Below are 22,894 nucleotides of genomic sequence, written 5' to 3' on the forward strand. Positions count from 1 at the left end.
TTGCAATTAGTCAGAGCCACCTATGACGAAAGGGTTAGTGACATTGAGGCACACTTTGAGCTTATTAAAAATATCAGCGATGCTATCGGCAGCGGCGGTGCTCGATTTCCAGTAAATGGCAGTCATTACACTATCACTATTCAACAGCAAAGAATTCTATTTTCCAGCACGTATTTACAACTGTACAACCTAGTGGAATCGACAGTAAACCAATTACTGAGTGCTGTAGGACGACACAGCCAAAGTGGGATAAGCGGTGATCTAACAAAACTCTCAGATAAAATTCGTGATTTGTACCTAAAGCACATGATTCCACCAGAGGACAACCTAACACCGGAGAAACGTCTTCAGCGAGCCCTGAAACTGTTACATCAAGCCGTCGGTGTCGAATCGGTAGAAATCACCATTCCACGAGGTGGTGGCGGTAATTGGGATATGATCGAAATAAATCGATTAAATAACCGAATAGGAGTGGACCTGACACTACCAGCCCCGGTCAGAGAAAAACTAAATCGCCCTTATCGAAACGATAAAGGGCCATTACGTTATATAAAAGAAGTTCGCAATAACCTAGGCCATGGAAGTATTTCCTTTGCCGATTGCGGAACTGGACACGTATATAGTGAATTTCGCACTCTCATCGACATTGTGAAAGAATACCTAGAGCATTTAATGAATGCCTATGAACAATACATCGATAACGGGCATTATCTTTCTACTGATCCAGAAGAAGAGTAGTTTTTCGTCATACTAGGCCAAAGCTTCCCAGACACTTCGGCCCACCATTTCACCCAGCCTTACTGGAACTGCATTACCAATCATTTTCGCTAGAGCGGCGATAGAGCGCTTTTCTCCCTGAGGGGCAAACTGATAACTCTTTGGGAAGGATTGCAACAGGGCAGCTTCGCGAAGGCTAATGGCACGGTCTTGCTCTGGGTGGCCAAAACGACCGTTTCCATAGCCATTACATTGCGTAGTAATGGTAGGGGAAGGCTTGTCCCACGACATCCTGCCATAAACGCTCGGAAAGGTCTTGCCGCTATCTTTTCGATGGCAAGACGCTCGCAGCTCTTCCGGCCAATCCAACCAAGAGCCTCCAGGCGTGGATGCCTGAATTCGTCTCAGGTTGATAGGGCTTAAGATGGAAGCTCGATGCAAACGGTCCTCTGCAAGAGTCTGCCCAGCAATTAAAGGCGGCAATCCAGCAATCACATCGGCTACCGTCATGTATTGATCGGGCACATGTGTAGGTTTTGGCAAGCGAACCTCTTTTGTTCTTGAGGCCAGCAACATCAAGCGCTTGCGAGTTTGTGCCATTCCGTAGTCAGGACAGAAAACCACTTGGTAGTCATATTGGTAACCAGCTCCAGATAATTGCTGAAGGAAATCAACAAACACTGGTTGGCTTACTAGTCCAGGTACGTTCTCCATGGTTACAAAATCTGGGCGAATCTCAGAGACTAATCGACCAAAACTATTCAATAGCCCCCAACGTTTATCTTTCTGTCCAGTAGTATTGGTGGTTCTAGAGTACGTCGAGAATGGCTGACAAGGAGCGCACCCCGCGAGCAAGGTGTAATCAGCTCCATGTAGGTGTGCCTCAACCTCTTCTTTTTGAAGCTCGGTTACATCTTGGTTGATAAAGTTAGATTGGTTGTTGTGCTCATAAGCGAACCGGCAGGACTCTTCTACATCGTAACCTGCTACAACATTAATGCCAGCTCTCTGTAGTCCGTGAGTTAATCCACCAGCTCCGCAGAACAGATCCACAGCATTTATTATCGGACGCTCCAACACCACTTCTCCTAAAAACAGCGATTTTTACCACAAATAAAGATATCTTCATCATCGCATAAATATCAATTTACATCGATGTTTTTTTGTTTTTATGGCGAAAGCTAAACCTAGAAAAGATCCCCCTCTTTCTGCCCCATAGCTTCAGCCAATCCGACTCTCAACTTGCTAGGGTCAATCTCGTAATACTTTCCGCCCCCTCTGTCAGATCTACCCAATACCTGAACGCCTACTCTAGCCATTAAGCGGCCAACTTGGGTCTGTGCTGAGTTCAGGCTCACCTCTTGGCTGATATTGTTCCCAGCCCAGATACGGAAACTATCCACTAGTTCTGTTACATAAAGCCTTGCTGCCCCGTTAAATGGCCTCTCTTGTGATAGCTCAGTGAGTAAATACAGCTCCGATGGCCTTAGGCTGGCCAGTTTTTCTTCCAGCAACGCTGTTGTTGCTGGTGCCTTGTGGGGTGAAAAGGTAGTGATGTCCAGACTTAATAAATGATTTAACAACACCTCAGCTCCACCATCATTAATCCAGGCTCTTAGGTTACTGAAGTAACCAATATCCTGCGCATACTTCGGATCGGGCTCTAGTACCAGATAACGCCGCTCTCTCAAGCCAGCCTTAATAACCTGTTCTCTGTTGCTGGCAAAGATAAAGCGGCTATAGTTCGGCATCGGCTCTGGGTCTATGCCTTTCCGCTCGAGATTGATCGTTGGCTCTGAGATCAACCCTTTAAGCTTGTCAGCCACCCTTGCATCAGTTAAATCAACCTCGTCAGCAAACACTAGTAGCTTGTTCGCAATAGACGAGTTGAAGCGTCCCGCTATCTGGCCGTGGCCATTCACATGAGTGAAGTGAGGTCCTAGAATTTTGGCCAAGGGATCAACCATGGTACCTTTTCCGGTACCCTCTACTGCCTTCATCACAACGGCTACACTCGGTTTTTCATCGGGCTTTTGTACCAAATGAGCCATCCAGCCAAGCAAATATGAATAGCTGGCCTCATCGCCAGCACAGATCACCTCTTTCAGATGGTAAAGGTAGGGACTGATATCTCCTTCCTTAGGCGCAACACCAAAGCCCATAAACATGTTAAAGACAGTACCGGGGCACTTATCAGGTAAGGGATAGAAGCCGACACCATCCGGCTTGTAGTTTTTGCTTGGCCACCTAAGCCAAGCCCTCCCTAAAGTCTGCCTCTCAATCCGCTCACAGTGTAAGAAGTAATTTTGGAACTGGCCTAAGTCCTCAAAACTGTGGGTCATGCCGTTGGTCTGGCAAGGCTTTCTCATCACCACCTTGTGCTTACCGCCTATAGTTACGTGGGTGTATTGACCATTAATGTCAGCCAGAGCCTGAACCTGCTCAGACTTTAATGGTGTCCCATCCCCCAGAGAATGGCAGAGCTTTGACATAGATGGTGTTGATATGGGATAAATATTATTTTTCATCCCCCCCCCTCTATAATCTCTTGATTTAATTGACTTTCAACACTATTGGTACAGATGGGGTAGATAGTTTGTGTATTTGCTGTATTTTTTCTTTCCAGCTTGGTTTTAAAGGCTAATGCGCTATCGCTATCAACCACCAGCTTTTCGACTAAAGTCCGATCACCCAGTTTGGTCACCAAGTAATCATTTCTCTTTGCCCTGGCTTCTTTGCTATCACCAGACCATGTGCCGCAGTCGGCCTCATCAATAGGCAAAGTTTCGCTTATTGCATTGATGATTAACAGGTTTTCACAGTACTTCAAAGCTGAGTAGCAAAGCTGTGGATTGTAATGATGAAAGTAATATACTGCCGCCTTATCGGCTTGGGCTAGATCGTCGACGTTAGTCATAAATCCACTCCACTTTTCTTATTACCATGATTAACCTTGGAAAGATCATACCTATACATCGTCCAGGCCGACTTACTTGGGAAGAAATATTAGAGAGAAGCTCATCAGTACAAAGCGGCAAAAACAAATAGAAATAACAATACATCAAGCAATTTCCTACAGGCCCACGCCACTTTTAGGGCGCAAAAGTCCCTCAGCGTGGACTGATATAAATAAAAAATGGTTAATTTATTATTTTTAAACGGTACTGGCCTTCCGCCTGCTTCGGTCAGGGAAAGCATTTATCAGCCTAAAAAGGCTGTTTATTTTTGGAATAAAAAGGTTGTATTTGCGAAAGTGTTGGATCATCAGAACAGCAAGCTTTCGGGCCTCAGTAGGACTTTCTAGCTGATATGTGGTGTAAAGACTACCATCCTCACCTTTCTTACGAACCTTTGGGTGAAAAAGCCTTATTCCGAACTTACGCTGTATACATGTTGGGTAGTTACGGCCACTCATTACGCTAACGGCTTTATTGATGCTCTTCTCTGTAACACCATATGGTGACTCTAATATAGACATCATCGCTTTTAGCCTTTCGTGGCTTCTGGTGTAGGGGCCCTATTTACGCATACGACTTTATTACTTCTATCCATATCAAAATCCATCTCCAATCGACGCTCACGCTATTGGATCATCTGAAGGGTTGTGTATAAACCACAGTAAATCAGACAACAGCCATGCCACAGAGTTAGCTCCTAGTTTACGACGTTTAGGGTGTCGACCTTCTCGCTCAAGCATCCAGGTTCGAGAGCGAGATATTGTTGTAATTCTTTGCCGTTCTTCATCGCGAACAAGGCGCTCATGCTCTCCAGCAATACGCAATACCTTAATACGTTGTTCAATACTAGGAACCGAAAAAGGGCTTAACGCTAACGATGAAAATTTTCTTGTTTCCATGCTTATCTCCGTGAGCTATGACATCTGGAGGGATTATAAGGAAACAATAGAGAACATGGAAATTTAATCCTTTAATAACAACAGGTTGAAAAAACAAATTAAAGGACTAGTAATGATTTAATACAAACTGATATCACTTCAAAGCACATGAAACCATAGAAAAAAAAACACCAACCGCTCACTATTTAACCGGCACCAGTTAAAGAAATACTGTTGGATGGCAAACTATATACCTCCGCCCCTCCGTACAGTCTCCAAAGTGGTCACATTTGAAATGCTATCGACCATTGGCTGAATCATTGCGGCGATTTTTGCGTGTTCGACAGCCCTTTCATCCAGGTAGTCATAATGGTCATAAGTACCACGTATTTTGTCCATCTTATGATTAAGCATCCTTTCAGCCGTGTCGTTAGTTGTACCGATACTTGAAAGTAAAGTCCGACAACTTCGACGAAGATCGTGAACAGTAGTCACCTTTAATCCATGACGTTCTTGTAGGGTCTGAATAGCTGTTAAAAGGGTTCTTTCGCTAATATGAGGCGTTTTACTGTAAGCCATTCGTTTAGGGAAAACGTAATGACTATCAGCGGCTAGAAAATGAAGCTCCCGAAGCCAAGTAACACACTGGGAAGGTAGAGGGTAAGTGATAGCCTCTTTAGTTTTATTTCTCTTCGCTGGCAGATGCCACAGCCCATTATCAAGGTCAAACTCCGACCAAGGCGCACCTATAAGCTCCATCTTGCGGCTCCCTAAAACAATAATCAACGCTACTGCGAGTTTGTTTGACTTTGTAAATAGCTCGTCACTATTCATTGCCTTAAAAAGTTGGGATATCTCACCCAATGTTAAATGGACATTCCTTTGAGCAGGCCTTCCACCAGCATCTCTTGTGGTGAAAACAGCGGCAGGGCTAGCTGGAAGCAAATCAAGCTTCACGGCATAAGCAAACATTTTCTTAAGGAGGGAGAGCAACTTGTTCGCTTTGGCCTTGTGGCCTTTAGCTATCACATTGTTGATAAGCGATTCCACATCACGAGCGGTTATGCCTTCGATAGAGCTGTCTCCCATATAAGGTAGAACAGACATCTCGTACAATCGCTTTGTTCTATGCGGTTCCTTGATTTCACTTTGGATTTTGTCCAAATAAGCATTAAAAAGATCAGTAACAGACTTAATCCTAATCATCTTCTCGCGCTGGCGATTGGTGACTGGATCAACACCCTGCCGAACCAAACGTTTCACAGCAGCAGCTTCTATACTAGCATCAGCCAAGGACAGCTCAGGGTAGCCAGCCGTTAATGTGTAAAATTTACGACTGTTGTTCAATGTATAGCGAACTTCCCATGAAGCTGTTCCGCTAGCTGAAATCCTAAAGTACAACCCACCCCCAACAGCATGTCGCCCGACTTCTTTTCGTGTATACATAGAACGAAGTTGTTTGCTATTGAATTTAGCCATAAGCCCACCAGAAATGATACCAAGTTAAAGTTGCTCTTGTGGTTACAAAGCCATCCTTGTAACCATTCTTGTAACCACTTTTCTTATAACTGCACCAAACATCTGGAAACGAACAAGTACAACAGATACAAAAAAGCCCCCATATATAGGGGGCTTACGAATCATATCAGAACACCTTAACCACCGACAGCAATGCGCTTCATGTCTGTCATGTAACCACGCAGCTCTTCACCGATATACTCTACCGGATGGTTGCGGATCGTGTCGTTAACCGCAATTAGCGTTGCATTATCAACCTGGTTAGAGCTCTCGCCTAGCCCCTTACCGATAACATCTGTGCCTACCGATGGCATAAACTTTTCGCGCAGTAGCGGTGTTGCCACGTTAGCAAACAGGTAGTTACCATATTCGGCGGTATCAGAAATCACCACGTTCATCTCGTACAGACGCTTGCGGGCGATGGTATTGGCAATCAGTGGTAGCTCGTGCAAAGACTCGTAGTAAGCCGACTCTTCGATGATCCCTGAAGCGGTCATTGCCTCGAACGCCAGTTCAACCCCGGCACGGACCATTGCCACCATCAAGATACCGTTATCGAAGTACTCTTGCTCAGAAATTTCCACGTCGGTATCTGGGTAATTTTCAAACGCGGTTTCTGCCGTCTCGCCACGCCAGCCCAGCAGATTGACATCGTCGTTAGCCCAGTCGGCCATCATGGTGCTTGAGAAGTGGCCAGTGATAATGTCATCCATGTGCTTGTTGTACAGCGGGCGCATCAGCTCTTTCAGCTCTTCAGACAACTCAAACGCTTTTACCTTAGCCGGGTTAGACAGGCGATCCATCATATGGGTGATACCACCGAACTTTAGTGCTTCGGTAATGGTTTCCCAGCCGTACTGCAGTAATTTGCCGGCATAGCCTGCGTCCACTCCGTCAGCAATCATTTTCTCGTAGCACACAATCGAGCCAGCCTGCAGCATGCCACACAAGATAGTTTGCTCACCCATCAGGTCAGATTTCACTTCCGCAACAAACGAAGACTCCAGTACACCAGCACGATGACCACCGGTCGCTGCCGCCCACGCTTTGGCGATTTCTAGGCCATCACCCTGCGGGTCGTTTTCAGGGTGAACCGCAATCAGTGTTGGTACACCGAAACCACGCTTGTACTCTTCACGTACCTCGGTACCCGGACACTTAGGTGCCACCATCACAACCGTGATATCAGGGCGGATCTGCATGCCCTCTTCTACGATATTGAAGCCGTGGGAGTAGCCCAGTGCCGCACCTTGCTTCATCAGCGGCATAACAGTTTCAACCACATTGGTATGCTGCTTGTCCGGTGTCAGGTTAACAACCAAATCCGCTTGCGGGATCAGGTTTTCGTAGCTACCTACCTCAAAACCGTTTTCTTTTGCGTTCTTGTATGACTGGCGCTGCTCATCAATAGCAGCCTGGCGCAGGGCGTAAGCCACATTCAGACCAGAATCACGCATGTTCAGGCCTTGGTTCAGGCCTTGAGCGCCACAGCCGACGATAACGACTTTCTTACCTTTAAGGTAATCAGCCTCGTTGGCAAACTCGCTGCGATCCATGAATCGGCAACGGCCTAGTTGATCTAATTGCTGGCGAAGATTTAGGGTATTGAAATAATTAGCCATAACAGCAAACTCCGTGAATTCTATTCCTTGGGCCGACAGTGCTTGTCGAATAATCCGATAGTAGATCACGCAGTAAATTGCGCAAAGTGATATATTCACAATAAGTCATTGCAAAAAGTGCAACATGGAAGATGAACATAAGAACTTTGCAGCTATTCCTACACCTGTGCGAGTCAAAGAGCTTCAGCCAGACCGCCCAGGCCATGCATATCAGCCCATCAGCGCTCAGCCGTATAATCCAACGCCTTGAAGAAGACCTCGGGCAAACCCTGTTTGTACGTGACAACCGAAGCGTCGAGCTCACCTCTGCCGGGCAGGCCTTGTTGCCGACCGCAGCCCTGATCACTTCAAGCTGGCAGGAAATCAAGACGGAGCTCTCTGACCACCGCCATCAGCTGCAGGGCAAACTCAAACTTTTTTGCTCTGTCACAGCAAGCTATAGCCACTTACCCGATATTCTCAATCGCTTTCGCCAGCTTTATCCACAAGTCGAAATACAGCTACTTACGGGTGATCCTGCCCAAGCTATTGATAAAGTTCAGCAAGATGAGGCCGATATAGCTATTGCAGCCAAACCCGACACTTTACCAGGCAAAATGACCTATATAGAGCTCGACAATGTCTCGATGTCAGTTATCGCTCCGCTCTTCCCACCATCGAGTTTGCAAAAAGCATTGGCAGAGCCTCCCAACTGGGCCAGCTTGCCGTTTATCTTGCCGGATTCAGGCACGGCTCGTGATAAAGCTGACAAATGGCTGAAAAGTAAAAAAATAAGGCCCAACATTTATGCCCAGGTCGGTGGCCATGAAGCAATTGTCAGTATGGTCGCCTTGGGCTGTGGGATAGGTATTGCCCCAGATGTAGTGATAGAGAACAGCCCGGTAGGGAACAAAGTCAAACGGCTGGAAAAAGAAAAAGTGCAACCAATGAATCTAGGTCTGTGCTGTAAACAAAGCCGGCAAAATGAGCCTTTACTCTATGCACTACTAAATCTTTTTGGCTGCAATTAATTTTTCAATGGAATAATAATAATGCCCCAACCAATCTTAACTCATTCGTACTACTCAGATTTCTATGCAGCCAAAGGCTATGATTTTTTAAAGCAAATAGCACAGAGCTACAACACGCCGAGCAATCTAATTATCTTTTCGGTCATGCATTGCTACGAGGGCTCATTGCCCTATATCAATGTCCTGGCTGAGCTGGCCCATCAGCTGATCTTCATTCCCAAAGGGGCGACGGCCAATGGCAACAGCGAGATAAAGAGCACAATCGAGAAACTGCCCAGCTGCTCGATTGCCGGCCCTGAAATTACCAAAGAGCATCTGCGGGATCCACTCATCGCTGAAGCCTTCATTCGCCAATATGTTGAAGCTGACAGTAAATTCCTGTTGCTCGATCATGGCGGCTATTTCTCTCATGCAATCGAACACCTGGGCAACGTCTTTCAAGAGCAGTTGGTAGGGATTACCGAGCTCACCGCTAACGGTCTATACAAATACCTCAACCGCAGCATGTATCATCCGCTTGTCACGGTTTCCCACCTCAGCATCAAGGCCCCAGCCGACTACGAAGCTTCAGAGTGCATCGTTCATTACTCCGACCAAATCCTGCGTGAAGAGTTTGGTTTGAAACTCAATAACGATGGCTTCCTCAAGGTTGGCGTCATCGGTGCGGGAAACCTCGGGTGTGGGGTGATCCAGTACCTCAAAGGCAAAGCTATCGGCAATATCCTTGTCGCTGACATCGATCCGAGAAGACTAACTCAGTTCCCCCGTAATGGCGTCCAAGTATGCTCAATAGAGCGCTTGGTCTGCGAATGCAACCTCATTTATTGTTGTACCGGCAACGGCGCTATCCCAGAACACCTACTTGATGTCATTAGCGACAATAGCTTTATCGCCACCGTGACCTCAGCCGATGATGAGCTGAACCTCCCGGCCTTAATCGCCAATGGCGCCCTGACTGAAGTGGGCGGCAATAAACTGATCCGTGAATACCAAACCAGACAAGGCCACCGGCTCTATCTCCTAGCTGGCGGTGAGTCTGCCAATACCCCATTTAAAACCGGTATGGGGGATCCCACCCTGTATTTGTTCGAAGCCGCCCATATGCTGGCAGGGCTGCAGCTACTCTGCCAACCCGAAGACTTCAAACCAGGTATCCAGCCGCTCAATGAAAATGATGAAACCGCCATTGCCGAGCAGTGGCTAAGGCACTTTTATAATTATCAGTGAGGAGTACGGGAGATTGGGAATTTTCAGTTAATCTTTTAATTGTGTTTTTCTTGATTCCTGTGCTTGGAGATCTCTTCCAACGGCAATCTATTTAGCCTATTGCACAACGCAAAAAGCCCAGGCATTACAGCTTGGGCTTAGTATAAGTAGCGGAGCGGCCAGGCTGGCGCACCAGCGGGACTCATTCGCCTGCAAGGCGAACATAACCGACAGATGTAAAAAAACCCCAGCCTTTCGACTGAGGTTTCTTAATAAGTGGCGGAGCGGACGGGACTCGAACCCGCGACCCCCGGCGTGACAGGCCGGTATTCTAACCAACTGAACTACCGCTCCACTCAAATCACCGTGTGTTCAGCACGATAATCTAAATTGGAAGCCTGGCGATGTCCTACTCTCACATGGGGAGGCCCCACACTACCATCGGCGCTATTACGTTTCACTGCTGAGTTCGGCATGGGATCAGGTGGGTCCATAATGCTATGGTCGCCAAGCAAAATTCTTACAATCTCGAAAGCTGATGTTCTCGCACTACATTCAAGTGCTCATGGAGTCCGTTAAAACCCCTTGGGTGTTGTATGGTTAAGCCTCACGGGCAATTAGTACAGGTTAGCTCAACGCCTCACAACGCTTACACACCCTGCCTATCTACGTCGTAGTCTCCAACAACCCTTCAGGAACCTTATAGGTTCAGGGATGACTCATCTTGAGGCTCGCTTCCCGCTTAGATGCTTTCAGCGGTTATCGATTCCGAACTTAGCTACCGGGCAATGCGTCTGGCGACACAACCCGAACACCAGAGGTTCGTCCACTCCGGTCCTCTCGTACTAGGAGCAGCCCCTCTCAATCATCCAACGCCCACGGCAGATAGGGACCGAACTGTCTCACGACGTTCTAAACCCAGCTCGCGTACCACTTTAAATGGCGAACAGCCATACCCTTGGGACCGACTTCAGCCCCAGGATGTGATGAGCCGACATCGAGGTGCCAAACACCGCCGTCGATATGAACTCTTGGGCGGTATCAGCCTGTTATCCCCGGAGTACCTTTTATCCGTTGAGCGATGGCCCTTCCATACAGAACCACCGGATCACTATGACCTGCTTTCGCACCTGCTCGAACCGTCATTCTCGCAGTCAAGCGGGCTTATGCCATTGCACTAACCTCACGATGTCCGACCGTGATTAGCCCACCTTCGTGCTCCTCCGTTACGCTTTGGGAGGAGACCGCCCCAGTCAAACTACCCACCAGGCACTGTCCGCACCCCGGATAACGGGGCGACGTTAGAACATCAACACTACAAGGGTGGTATTTCAAGGACGGCTCCACCAACACTGGCGTGCTGGTTTCAAAGCCTCCCACCTATCCTACACATGTAGGGTCAATGTTCAGTGCCAAGCTGTAGTAAAGGTTCACGGGGTCTTTCCGTCTAGCCGCGGGTACGCAGCATCTTCACTGCGATTTCAATTTCACTGAGTCTCGGGTGGAGACAGCGTGGCCATCATTACGCCATTCGTGCAGGTCGGAACTTACCCGACAAGGAATTTCGCTACCTTAGGACCGTTATAGTTACGGCCGCCGTTTACCGGGGCTTCGATCAAGAGCTTCGACCGAAGTCTAACCCCATCAATTAACCTTCCGGCACCGGGCAGGCGTCACACCGTATACGTCATCTTTCGATTTTGCACAGTGCTGTGTTTTTAATAAACAGTTGCAGCCACCTGGTATCTGCGACTGCCAGCAGCTCCAAGAGCAAGTCTCTTCACCGCCGGCAGCGTACCTTCTCCCGAAGTTACGGTACCATTTTGCCTAGTTCCTTCACCCGAGTTCTCTCAAGCGCCTTGGTATTCTCTACCCGACCACCTGTGTCGGTTTGGGGTACGATTCCTTACTATCTGAAGCTTAGAGGCTTTTCCCGGAAGCATGGCATCAATGACTTCACCGCCGTAGCGGCTCGACATCGGGTCTCAGCCTTAAGTAATCCCGGATTTGCCTAAGATTACAGCCTACACCCTTGAACCTGGACAACCGTCGCCAGGCCCACCTAGCCTTCTCCGTCCCCCCATCGCAATAGTAAGAAGTACGGGAATATTAACCCGTTTCCCATCGACTACGCCTTTCGGCCTCGCCTTAGGGGTCGACTCACCCTGCCCCGATTAACGTTGGACAGGAACCCTTGGTCTTCCGGCGAGGGAGTTTTTCACTCCCTTTATCGTTACTCATGTCAGCATTCGCACTTCTGATACGTCCAGCACACCTTACGATGCACCTTCAACCGCTTACAGAACGCTCCCCTACCCAATACATAAAATGCATTGCCGCAGCTTCGGTGTATAGCTTAGCCCCGTTAAATCTTCCGCGCAGGCCGACTCGACCAGTGAGCTATTACGCTTTCTTTAAATGATGGCTGCTTCTAAGCCAACATCCTGGCTGTCTGAGCCTTCCCACATCGTTTCCCACTTAGCTATAACTTTGGGACCTTAGCTGGCGGTCTGGGTTGTTTCCCTCTCCACGACGGACGTTAGCACCCGCCGTGTGTCTCCCGGATAGTACTTACTGGTATTCGGAGTTTGCAAAGGGTTGGTAAGTCGGGATGACCCCCTAGCCTTAACAGTGCTCTACCCCCAGTAGTATTCGTCCGAGGCGCTACCTAAATAGCTTTCGGGGAGAACCAGCTATCTCCAGGTTTGATTGGCCTTTCACCCCTAGCCACAAGTCATCCGCTAATTTTTCAACATTAGTCGGTTCGGTCCTCCAGTAAGTGTTACCTCACCTTCAACCTGCCCATGGCTAGATCACCTGGTTTCGGGTCTAATCCTAGCAACTGTACGCCCAGTTAAGACTCGGTTTCCCTACGGCTCCCCTAATCGGTTAACCTTGCTACTAAAATTAAGTCGCTGACCCATTATACAAAAGGTACGCAGTCACCCCGAAGGGCTCCTACTGCTTGTACGTACACGGTTTCAGGTTCTATTTCACTCCCCTCACAGGGGTTCTTTTCGCCTTTCCCTCACGGTACTGGTTCACTATCGGTCAGTCAGGAGTATTTAGCCTTGGAGGATGGTCCCCCCATCTTCAGACAAGATAACACGTGTCCCGTCCTACTCGTTTTCACTGATAATGCGCTACCGGTTACGGGGCTATCACCCTGTATCGCTGTGCTTTCCAGCACATTCACCTGACGCAAAACTAGCTTAAGGGCTAATCCGGGTTCGCTCGCCGCTACTGCCGGAATCTCGGTTGATTTCTCTTCCTCGGGGTACTTAGATGTTTCAGTTCCCCCGGTTCGCCTCGCAACGCTATGTATTCACGTTACGATAACTGCTTATGCAGCTGGGTTTCCCCATTCGGAAATCCAAGAGTATAGTGATTCTTACCATCTTCTCTTGGCTTATCGCAGGTTAGCACGTCCTTCATCGCCTCTGACTGCCCAGGCATCCACCGTGTACGCTTAGTCACTTAACCATACAACCCCAAGGGGTCTGTTCGTATGGCTCAACAACCAAGGTTGTTCATCTGAGTATGATGAACTGTGTTTCGCCGGACTCTTACACAAGACACTTGAATGTGTGTTGCTTGAGAACTCGTTCTTCATAAAGAAGAACAAAATAAATCAATCTATCGATTGAATTTACTAGTCAGCTTTCCAGATTGTTAAAGAGCATGTGTTTGTCTTTCGACATCCACTTTCTAAACACACTCACAAGAATGTTTTTAGAGAGTGGTGGAGCTAAGCAGGATCGAACTGCTGACCTCCTGCGTGCAAGGCAGGCGCTCTCCCAGCTGAGCTATAGCCCCATCGAAATACCGATACCGTCACCACATCCTCTGGGAGAAGAAGTGGTGGGTCTGAGTGGACTTGAACCACCGACCTCACCCTTATCAGGGGTGCGCTCTAACCACCTGAGCTACAGACCCGATACCGTATGTCTTTTACTATTAACCAAGCAATCTGTGTGGACACTGCGTAAAACGCAGTCATATCGTTAAGGAGGTGATCCAGCCCCAGGTTCCCCTAGGGCTACCTTGTTACGACTTCACCCCAGTCATGAACCACACCGTGGTAAACGCCCTCCCGAAGGTTAAGCTATCTACTTCTGGTGCAGCCCACTCCCATGGTGTGACGGGCGGTGTGTACAAGGCCCGGGAACGTATTCACCGTGGCATTCTGATCCACGATTACTAGCGATTCCGACTTCATGGAGTCGAGTTGCAGACTCCAATCCGGACTACGACGTACTTTCTGGGATTCGCTCACTCTCGCAAGTTGGCAGCCCTCTGTATACGCCATTGTAGCACGTGTGTAGCCCTACTCGTAAGGGCCATGATGACTTGACGTCGTCCCCACCTTCCTCCGGTTTATCACCGGCAGTCTCCCTGGAGTTCCCACCCGAAGTGCTGGCAAACAAGGATAAGGGTTGCGCTCGTTGCGGGACTTAACCCAACATTTCACAACACGAGCTGACGACAGCCATGCAGCACCTGTCTCAGAGTTCCCGAAGGCACCAATCCATCTCTGGAAAGTTCTCTGGATGTCAAGAGTAGGTAAGGTTCTTCGCGTTGCATCGAATTAAACCACATGCTCCACCGCTTGTGCGGGCCCCCGTCAATTCATTTGAGTTTTAATCTTGCGACCGTACTCCCCAGGCGGTCTACTTAACGCGTTAGCTCCGAAAGCCAGTGTTCAAGACACCAACCTCCAAGTAGACATCGTTTACGGCGTGGACTACCAGGGTATCTAATCCTGTTTGCTCCCCACGCTTTCGCATCTGAGCGTCAGTCTTTGTCCAGGGGGCCGCCTTCGCCACCGGTATTCCTTCAGATCTCTACGCATTTCACCGCTACACCTGAAATTCTACCCCCCTCTACAAGACTCTAGCCTGACAGTTCCAAATGCTATTCCGAGGTTGAGCCCCGGGCTTTCACATCTGGCTTAACAAGCCGCCTGCATGCGCTTTACGCCCAGTAATTCCGATTAACGCTCGCACCCTCCGTATTACCGCGGCTGCTGGCACGGAGTTAGCCGGTGCTTCTTCTGTTGCTAACGTCAAACGCTGCCGCTATTAACGACAACGCCTTCCTCACAACTGAAAGTGCTTTACAACCCGAAGGCCTTCTTCACACACGCGGCATGGCTGCATCAGGGTTTCCCCCATTGTGCAATATTCCCCACTGCTGCCTCCCGTAGGAGTCTGGACCGTGTCTCAGTTCCAGTGTGGCTGATCATCCTCTCAGACCAGCTAGAGATCGTCGCCTTGGTGAGCTCTTACCTCACCAACTAGCTAATCTCACCTGGGCTAATCCTGACGCGAGAGGCCCGAAGGTCCCCCTCTTTGCTCCGAAGAGATTATGCGGTATTAGCCATCGTTTCCAATGGTTATCCCCCACATCAGGGCATATTCCCAGGCATTACTCACCCGTCCGCCGCTCGCCGCCCATAACGTCCCCCGAAGGTTCAGTCATGTCGCTGCCGCTCGACTTGCATGTGTTAGGCCTGCCGCCAGCGTTCAATCTGAGCCATGATCAAACTCTTCAATTAAAGTTTTGGCTCAATGAATACTGTTAATCCATTACCGAAGTAATGAATGAATTGACTGTGCCGAATCTTGCGATTCGATTTGGTCACTCAGTTTCATTGATAATTCTTTTTGACTATCATTTCACGAGTGCCCACACAGATTGCATGGTCAAATTGTTAAAGAACATATTGCCTTTCAGTGCCTTAGCACTTAAGCAGGACGCGTATAATACGCTACTCACTTTGAAAGTCAACATAAAACTCTAAGAAAACTTAAAGCTCTATGGTGACTTGCTTACGTTGTAAGCAAGTGCCCTATTTGTCTTCACTTTTTAAAAGTGAAAATAAATTGGAAGCCTGGCGATGTCCTACTCTCACATGGGGAGGCCCCACACTACCATCGGCGCTATTACGTTTCACTGCTGAGTTCGGCATGGGATCAGGTGGGTCCATAATGCTATGGTCGCCAAGCAAAATTCTTACAATCTCGAAAGCTGATGTTCTCGCACTACATTCAAGTGCTCATGGAGTCCGTTAAAACCCCTTGGGTGTTGTATGGTTAAGCCTCACGGGCAATTAGTACAGGTTAGCTCAACGCCTCACAACGCTTACACACCCTGCCTATCTACGTCGTAGTCTCCAACAACCCTTCAGGAACCTTATAGGTTCAGGGATGACTCATCTTGAGGCTCGCTTCCCGCTTAGATGCTTTCAGCGGTTATCGATTCCGAACTTAGCTACCGGGCAATGCGTCTGGCGACACAACCCGAACACCAGAGGTTCGTCCACTCCGGTCCTCTCGTACTAGGAGCAGCCCCTCTCAATCATCCAACGCCCACGGCAGATAGGGACCGAACTGTCTCACGACGTTCTAAACCCAGCTCGCGTACCACTTTAAATGGCGAACAGCCATACCCTTGGGACCGACTTCAGCCCCAGGATGTGATGAGCCGACATCGAGGTGCCAAACACCGCCGTCGATATGAACTCTTGGGCGGTATCAGCCTGTTATCCCCGGAGTACCTTTTATCCGTTGAGCGATGGCCCTTCCATACAGAACCACCGGATCACTATGACCTGCTTTCGCACCTGCTCGAACCGTCATTCTCGCAGTCAAGCGGGCTTATGCCATTGCACTAACCTCACGATGTCCGACCGTGATTAGCCCACCTTCGTGCTCCTCCGTTACGCTTTGGGAGGAGACCGCCCCAGTCAAACTACCCACCAGGCACTGTCCGCACCCCGGATAACGGGGCGACGTTAGAACATCAACACTACAAGGGTGGTATTTCAAGGACGGCTCCACCAACACTGGCGTGCTGGTTTCAAAGCCTCCCACCTATCCTACACATGTAGGGTCAATGTTCAGTGCCAAGCTGTAGTAAAGGTTCACGGGGTCTTTCCGTCTAGCCGCGGGTACGCAGCATCTTCACTGCGATTTCAATTTCACTGAGTCTCGGGTGGAGACAGCGTGGCCATCATTACGCCATTCGTGCAGGTCGGAACTTACCCGACAAGGAATTTCGCTACCTTAGGACCGTTATAGTTACGGCCGCCGTTTACCGGGGCTTCGATCAAGAGCTTCGACCGAAGTCTAACCCCATCAATTAACCTTCCGGCACCGGGCAGGCGTCACACCGTATACGTCATCTTTCGATTTTGCACAGTGCTGTGTTTTTAATAAACAGTTGCAGCCACCTGGTATCTGCGACTGCCAGCAGCTCCAAGAGCAAGTCTCTTCACCGCCGGCAGCGTACCTTCTCCCGAAGTTACGGTACCATTTTGCCTAGTTCCTTCACCCGAGTTCTCTCAAGCGCCTTGGTATTCTCTACCCGACCACCTGTGTCGGTTTGGGGTACGATTCCTTACTATCTGAAGCTTAGAGGCTTTTCCCGGAAGCATGGCATCAATGACTTCAGCACCGTAGTGCCTCGACATCGGGTCTCAGCCTTAAGTAATCCCGGATTTGCCTAAGATTACAGCCTACACCCTTGAACCTGGACAACCGTCGCCAGGCCCACCTAGCCTTCTCCGTCCCCCCATCGCAATAGTAAGAAGTACGGGAATATTAACCCGTTTCCCATCGACTACGCCTTTCGGCCTCGCCTTAGGGGTCGACTCACCCTGCCCCGATTAACGTTGGACAGGAACCCTTGGTCTTCCGGCGAGGGAGTTTTTCACTCCCTTTATCGTTACTCATGTCAGCATTCGCACTTCTGATACGTCCAGCACACCTTACGATGCACCTTCAACCGCTTACAGAACGCTCCCCTACCCAATACATAAAATGCATTGCCGCAGCTTCGGTGTATAGCTTAGCCCCGTTAAATCTTCCGCGCAGGCCGACTCGACCAGTGAGCTATTACGCTTTCTTTAAATGATGGCTGCTTCTAAGCCAACATCCTGGCTGTCTGAGCCTTCCCACATCGTTTCCCACTTAGCTATAACTTTGGGACCTTAGCTGGCGGTCTGGGTTGTTTCCCTCTCCACGACGGACGTTAGCACCCGCCGTGTGTCTCCCGGATAGTACTTACTGGTATTCGGAGTTTGCAAAGGGTTGGTAAGTCGGGATGACCCCCTAGCCTTAACAGTGCTCTACCCCCAGTAGTATTCGTCCGAGGCGCTACCTAAATAGCTTTCGGGGAGAACCAGCTATCTCCAGGTTTGATTGGCCTTTCACCCCTAGCCACAAGTCATCCGCTAATTTTTCAACATTAGTCGGTTCGGTCCTCCAGTAAGTGTTACCTCACCTTCAACCTGCCCATGGCTAGATCACCTGGTTTCGGGTCTAATCCTAGCAACTGTACGCCCAGTTAAGACTCGGTTTCCCTACGGCTCCCCTAATCGGTTAACCTTGCTACTAAAATTAAGTCGCTGACCCATTATACAAAAGGTACGCAGTCACCCCGAAGGGCTCCTACTGCTTGTACGTACACGGTTTCAGGTTCTATTTCACTCCCCTCACAGGGGTTCTTTTCGCCTTTCCCTCACGGTACTGGTTCACTATCGGTCAGTCAGGAGTATTTAGCCTTGGAGGATGGTCCCCCCATCTTCAGACAAGATAACACGTGTCCCGTCCTACTCGTTTTCACTGATAATGCGCTACCGGTTACGGGGCTATCACCCTGTATCGCTGTGCTTTCCAGCACATTCACCTGACGCAAAACTAGCTTAAGGGCTAATCCGGGTTCGCTCGCCGCTACTGCCGGAATCTCGGTTGATTTCTCTTCCTCGGGGTACTTAGATGTTTCAGTTCCCCCGGTTCGCCTCGCAACGCTATGTATTCACGTTACGATAACTGCTTATGCAGCTGGGTTTCCCCATTCGGAAATCCAAGAGTATAGTGATTCTTACCATCTTCTCTTGGCTTATCGCAGGTTAGCACGTCCTTCATCGCCTCTGACTGCCCAGGCATCCACCGTGTACGCTTAGTCACTTAACCATACAACCCCAAGGGGTCTGTTCGTATGGCTCAACAACCAAGGTTGTTCATCTGAGTATGATGAACTGTGTTTCGCCGGACTCACTATTTGTCTTCACTTTAAAAAAGTGAAATCAAACATAACAAGACACTTGAATGTGTTTTGCTTGAGAACTCGTTCTTCATAAAGAAGAACAAAATAAATCAATCTATCGATTGAATTTACTAGTCAGCTTTCCAGATTGTTAAAGAGCATAACGCAAAAGCGTTAATCAATAACTGACGTTATTCATTAGCACTTTTGCTCATTCTAAAACCATTTCACCAAGCAATCTGTGTGGACACTGCGCAAACGCAGTCTATCGTTAAGGAGGTGATCCAGCCCCAGGTTCCCCTAGGGCTACCTTGTTACGACTTCACCCCAGTCATGAACCACACCGTGGTAAACGCCCTCCCGAAGGTTAAGCTATCTACTTCTGGTGCAGCCCACTCCCATGGTGTGACGGGCGGTGTGTACAAGGCCCGGGAACGTATTCACCGTGGCATTCTGATCCACGATTACTAGCGATTCCGACTTCATGGAGTCGAGTTGCAGACTCCAATCCGGACTACGACGTACTTTCTGGGATTCGCTCACTCTCGCAAGTTGGCAGCCCTCTGTATACGCCATTGTAGCACGTGTGTAGCCCTACTCGTAAGGGCCATGATGACTTGACGTCGTCCCCACCTTCCTCCGGTTTATCACCGGCAGTCTCCCTGGAGTTCCCACCCGAAGTGCTGGCAAACAAGGATAAGGGTTGCGCTCGTTGCGGGACTTAACCCAACATTTCACAACACGAGCTGACGACAGCCATGCAGCACCTGTCTCAGAGTTCCCGAAGGCACCAATCCATCTCTGGAAAGTTCTCTGGATGTCAAGAGTAGGTAAGGTTCTTCGCGTTGCATCGAATTAAACCACATGCTCCACCGCTTGTGCGGGCCCCCGTCAATTCATTTGAGTTTTAATCTTGCGACCGTACTCCCCAGGCGGTCTACTTAACGCGTTAGCTCCGAAAGCCAGTGTTCAAGACACCAACCTCCAAGTAGACATCGTTTACGGCGTGGACTACCAGGGTATCTAATCCTGTTTGCTCCCCACGCTTTCGCATCTGAGCGTCAGTCTTTGTCCAGGGGGCCGCCTTCGCCACCGGTATTCCTTCAGATCTCTACGCATTTCACCGCTACACCTGAAATTCTACCCCCCTCTACAAGACTCTAGCCTGACAGTTCCAAATGCTATTCCGAGGTTGAGCCCCGGGCTTTCACATCTGGCTTAACAAGCCGCCTGCATGCGCTTTACGCCCAGTAATTCCGATTAACGCTCGCACCCTCCGTATTACCGCGGCTGCTGGCACGGAGTTAGCCGGTGCTTCTTCTGTTGCTAACGTCAAACGCTGCCGCTATTAACGACAATGCCTTCCTCACAACTGAAAGTGCTTTACAACCCGAAGGCCTTCTTCACACACGCGGCATGGCTGCATCAGGGTTTCCCCCATTGTGCAATATTCCCCACTGCTGCCTCCCGTAGGAGTCTGGACCGTGTCTCAGTTCCAGTGTGGCTGATCATCCTCTCAGACCAGCTAGAGATCGTCGCCTTGGTGAGCTCTTACCTCACCAACTAGCTAATCTCACCTGGGCTAATCCTGACGCGAGAGGCCCGAAGGTCCCCCTCTTTGCTCCGAAGAGATTATGCGGTATTAGCCATCGTTTCCAATGGTTATCCCCCACATCAGGGCATATTCCCAGGCATTACTCACCCGTCCGCCGCTCGCCGCCCATAACGTCCCCCGAAGGTTCAGTCATGTCGCTGCCGCTCGACTTGCATGTGTTAGGCCTGCCGCCAGCGTTCAATCTGAGCCATGATCAAACTCTTCAATTAAAGTTTTGGCTCAATGAATACTGTTAATCCATTACCGAAGTAATGAATGAATTGACTGTGCCGAATCTTGCGATTCGATTTGGTCACTCAGTTTCATTGATAATTCTTTTGTTGACTATCATTTCACGAGTGCCCACACAGATTGCATGGTCAAATTGTTAAAGAACAATACTGATTGGTTAGCGGCTTAACTCGCCGTGCTCCGTGTCAGTGAGGTGGCATTATAGAGACTTCGATCACGTTGGCAAGGGCAATTTCAAAAAAAAAACATCCCCCAAAGCCAACTGCGCACTAATCAAACAAAAGCGGTGTTTTTCGATATAATTTGTACCGCAGCAAGGCTAATCTAACGGTATAAACTTAAATTTTTAAGGCTCAACGATATGTTTTCATCTATACGTCCCTATAAAGGCACTTATCCGACAATCGCTTCTAGCGCCTATGTCGACCCATCAGCAGTACTCGTCGGTGATATTACCCTTGGAGAAGATGCCAGCATTTGGCCTCTGGTTGCTGCGCGCGGCGATGTTAACCATATAAAGGTTGGTGCCAGGAGCAATGTTCAGGATGGTACTGTCCTGCACGTCACCCGAACCAGTAACGACAATCCGCAAGGCCACCCCTTGTACATTGGGGACGATGTAACCATAGGCCATAAGGCAATGCTGCACGGCTGCCAGATCGGCCACCGGGTCCTAGTAGGGATGGGAGCTATCATATTAGATGGAGCGATTGTTGAGGATGATGTGATCATCGGTGCTGGTAGCTTGGTCCCTCCAGGCAAAGTCCTAGAAAGTGGCTTCCTTTATATCGGTAGCCCTGTCAAGCAAGCACGCCCGTTATCTGATAAAGAGCGCACTTTTTTACCCGGCTCTGCCGACAATTATGTCAGGCTGAAAAATGAATACCTAGCGGAAGGGTAGGGCTCAATTGATTTCGATATCGCCATCCCCATTGAAGTCTTCATCTTCAATCATGGTTTCGGCGATTTCTTCCAAGTCGAAGCGGCACTGCACAAAAGCATTGATGACAGCAGCCTCATTAGCCAGTGCCTGGCCGCACGCATTCTCCAGCCAAGCCCGGCTGACCCAGCAGTTGATCAGTGCACCGCCTTGTTGCGCAGGGAAATTCACCGCCTGGCGTGCGCTGTGCCATGTCTGCATATCTGCAAATAAAATATCTTGGTTCATAGCTCTCTTTATTTTTGTAGTGAACGGCGCAATTCATTCTGCACCTGTTTCGCTCCGGGCCGGATCCCACGCCATAGCATAAAACTCTCAGCCGCCTGGCCAACCAGCATCCCAAGCCCATCCAATGTTACCCTGGCACCACGCTCCTTGGCCCAGAGGTTAAACCTTGTCGGCTCCGCACCATAGACCATGTCATAGCAGGTCACCTCTGGGCGGATCAAACTGTCGGGTATCCCCGGCAGCTCACCACTCAGGCTGGCAGACGTGGAATTGATAATGACGTCATACTGCTCACCCTCGAGATCAGACAAAGCCCTCGCTTGTACCTTGCCATGAGGGGAGAACAACTCCACCAAGGCTTCTGCTTTGGCCACCGTGCGGTTGGCAATGGTTAGAGAGCCGATCCCCTGTGCCAGCAATGGCAGTACCACCCCCCGGGCAGCACCACCAGCACCGATAAGCAAAACATGCTGGCCTTCCAGCAGGGTATTGTGCTGGAGCAAATCCTGCACCAGCCCTTCGCCATCAGTATTGTCACCGAGAATGACCCCGTCATCGAGTTTCTTCAGGGTGTTAACGGCACCGGCTAGCCGGGCCCGCTCGGTCAACTGGTTGGCATAGGCAAATGCGTCCTCTTTAAAAGGCATGGTGACATTACAACCGCGGCCACCAGCAGCAAAAAAAACTTCTGCCGCCTCTTTGAAACCGTCAACGGGTGCAAGCTGGGCGTCGTATTGCATATCTTGTCCGGTCTGGCGGGCAAAGAGGGTGTGAATAAAAGGGGACTTACTCTGGGCAATCGGGTTGCCAAAAACAACATACTTATCCATATGCCGGGGTTCCGTGTTATCAAACCAATAAAAAGGGCCAGTATTGCTACTGACCCTATCATTGCCGATTCAAGGACTCAAATCCTTTCAG

12 protein-coding genes, 3 tRNA genes and 6 rRNA genes are annotated in these 22,894 nt (G+C 49.3%); 4 read left to right on the forward strand and 17 right to left on the reverse strand.

Annotated features, from left to right (window positions below):
• Positions 1–738, forward strand: a complete 738-nt coding sequence (locus PTW35_RS17340) for an MAE_28990/MAE_18760 family HEPN-like nuclease (RefSeq protein WP_281025986.1) — start codon at positions 1–3, stop codon at positions 736–738.
• A gap of 12 nt (positions 739–750) precedes the next feature.
• Here the strand turns inward: PTW35_RS17340 and PTW35_RS17345 are convergent, their stop codons facing one another.
• The 6 genes from PTW35_RS17345 to ilvC form a co-directional block, all read right to left on the reverse strand.
• Positions 751–1,797, reverse strand: a complete 1,047-nt coding sequence (locus PTW35_RS17345; RefSeq protein WP_281025987.1) for a DNA cytosine methyltransferase — start codon at positions 1,795–1,797, stop codon at positions 751–753.
• Between the two features lie 107 nt (positions 1,798–1,904).
• Positions 1,905–3,245, reverse strand: coding sequence for a primase-helicase family protein (locus tag PTW35_RS17350; protein ID WP_281025988.1), 1,341 nt, complete (start codon positions 3,243–3,245; stop codon positions 1,905–1,907).
• On the reverse strand, positions 3,242–3,634 hold the full coding sequence (locus PTW35_RS17355) for a hypothetical protein (RefSeq protein WP_281025989.1): 393 nt from the start codon (positions 3,632–3,634) through the stop codon (positions 3,242–3,244). The genes PTW35_RS17350 and PTW35_RS17355 overlap by 4 nt, the downstream gene beginning before the upstream one ends.
• Before the next feature lie 660 nt (positions 3,635–4,294).
• A complete protein-coding gene (locus PTW35_RS17360) occupies positions 4,295–4,573 on the reverse strand; it encodes an AlpA family phage regulatory protein (RefSeq protein ID WP_281025990.1) in 279 nt (92 codons plus the stop codon).
• Between the two features lie 225 nt (positions 4,574–4,798).
• Positions 4,799–6,031, reverse strand: coding sequence for a site-specific integrase (locus PTW35_RS17365; RefSeq protein WP_281025991.1), 1,233 nt, complete (start codon positions 6,029–6,031; stop codon positions 4,799–4,801).
• A 176-nt stretch (positions 6,032–6,207) separates the two neighbouring features.
• On the reverse strand, positions 6,208–7,692 hold the full coding sequence (gene ilvC / locus PTW35_RS17370) for a ketol-acid reductoisomerase (RefSeq protein WP_281025992.1): 1,485 nt from the start codon (positions 7,690–7,692) through the stop codon (positions 6,208–6,210).
• 131 nt (positions 7,693–7,823) lie between these two features.
• On the opposite strand from ilvC, the gene ilvY reads away from it, so the two are divergent.
• Complete coding sequence (gene ilvY / locus PTW35_RS17375) at positions 7,824–8,702, forward strand: HTH-type transcriptional activator IlvY (protein WP_281025993.1); 879 nt, start codon at positions 7,824–7,826, stop codon at positions 8,700–8,702.
• 21 nt (positions 8,703–8,723) lie between these two features.
• Positions 8,724–9,929: an S-adenosyl-L-homocysteine hydrolase gene (locus tag PTW35_RS17380; protein ID WP_281025994.1), complete on the forward strand. Its 1,206-nt coding sequence runs from the start codon at positions 8,724–8,726 to the stop codon at positions 9,927–9,929.
• Between the two features lie 256 nt (positions 9,930–10,185).
• Here PTW35_RS17380 and PTW35_RS17385 read toward each other — a convergent pair.
• From PTW35_RS17385 to PTW35_RS17425, 9 genes are all read right to left on the reverse strand, one after another.
• Positions 10,186–10,262 (reverse strand) — tRNA-Asp (locus PTW35_RS17385).
• 42 nt (positions 10,263–10,304) lie between these two features.
• Positions 10,305–10,420: ribosomal RNA gene (gene rrf / locus PTW35_RS17390) — 5S ribosomal RNA — on the reverse strand.
• An 84-nt stretch (positions 10,421–10,504) separates the two neighbouring features.
• Positions 10,505–13,391: ribosomal RNA gene (locus PTW35_RS17395) — 23S ribosomal RNA — on the reverse strand.
• Between the two features lie 257 nt (positions 13,392–13,648).
• Positions 13,649–13,724: transfer RNA gene (locus PTW35_RS17400), tRNA-Ala, on the reverse strand.
• Between the two features lie 43 nt (positions 13,725–13,767).
• Positions 13,768–13,844 (reverse strand) — tRNA-Ile (locus PTW35_RS17405).
• Positions 13,845–13,913: 69 nt separating this feature from the next.
• Positions 13,914–15,465: ribosomal RNA gene (locus PTW35_RS17410) — 16S ribosomal RNA — on the reverse strand.
• A 334-nt stretch (positions 15,466–15,799) separates the two neighbouring features.
• Positions 15,800–15,915, reverse strand: a 5S ribosomal RNA gene (gene rrf / locus PTW35_RS17415).
• Between the two features lie 84 nt (positions 15,916–15,999).
• Positions 16,000–18,886 (reverse strand): 23S ribosomal RNA (locus PTW35_RS17420).
• A gap of 345 nt (positions 18,887–19,231) precedes the next feature.
• Positions 19,232–20,783 (reverse strand): 16S ribosomal RNA (locus tag PTW35_RS17425).
• Together the 16S, 23S and 5S rRNA genes with 3 tRNA genes alongside form the textbook arrangement of a ribosomal RNA operon.
• A gap of 383 nt (positions 20,784–21,166) precedes the next feature.
• Here PTW35_RS17425 and PTW35_RS17430 point away from each other — a divergent pair.
• The gene (locus tag PTW35_RS17430; protein ID WP_281025995.1) at positions 21,167–21,706 is read left to right on the forward strand and encodes a gamma carbonic anhydrase family protein; all 540 of its coding nucleotides are present in this window, start codon (positions 21,167–21,169) and stop codon (positions 21,704–21,706) included.
• 3 nt (positions 21,707–21,709) lie between these two features.
• Here the strand turns inward: PTW35_RS17430 and PTW35_RS17435 are convergent, their stop codons facing one another.
• Both PTW35_RS17435 and aroE read right to left on the reverse strand, forming a co-directional pair.
• Positions 21,710–21,973: a DUF1488 domain-containing protein gene (locus tag PTW35_RS17435; protein ID WP_281025996.1), complete on the reverse strand. Its 264-nt coding sequence runs from the start codon at positions 21,971–21,973 to the stop codon at positions 21,710–21,712.
• A gap of 8 nt (positions 21,974–21,981) precedes the next feature.
• Positions 21,982–22,803 carry a shikimate dehydrogenase gene (gene aroE / locus PTW35_RS17440; protein ID WP_281025997.1) on the reverse strand — a complete coding sequence of 274 codons (822 nt, stop codon included), beginning with the start codon at positions 22,801–22,803 and terminating at the stop codon, positions 21,982–21,984.
• Between the last annotated feature and the right edge of the window lie 91 nt (positions 22,804–22,894).

The organism is Photobacterium sp. DA100, from assembly GCF_029223585.1.
Taxonomy (GTDB): domain Bacteria; phylum Pseudomonadota; class Gammaproteobacteria; order Enterobacterales; family Vibrionaceae; genus Photobacterium.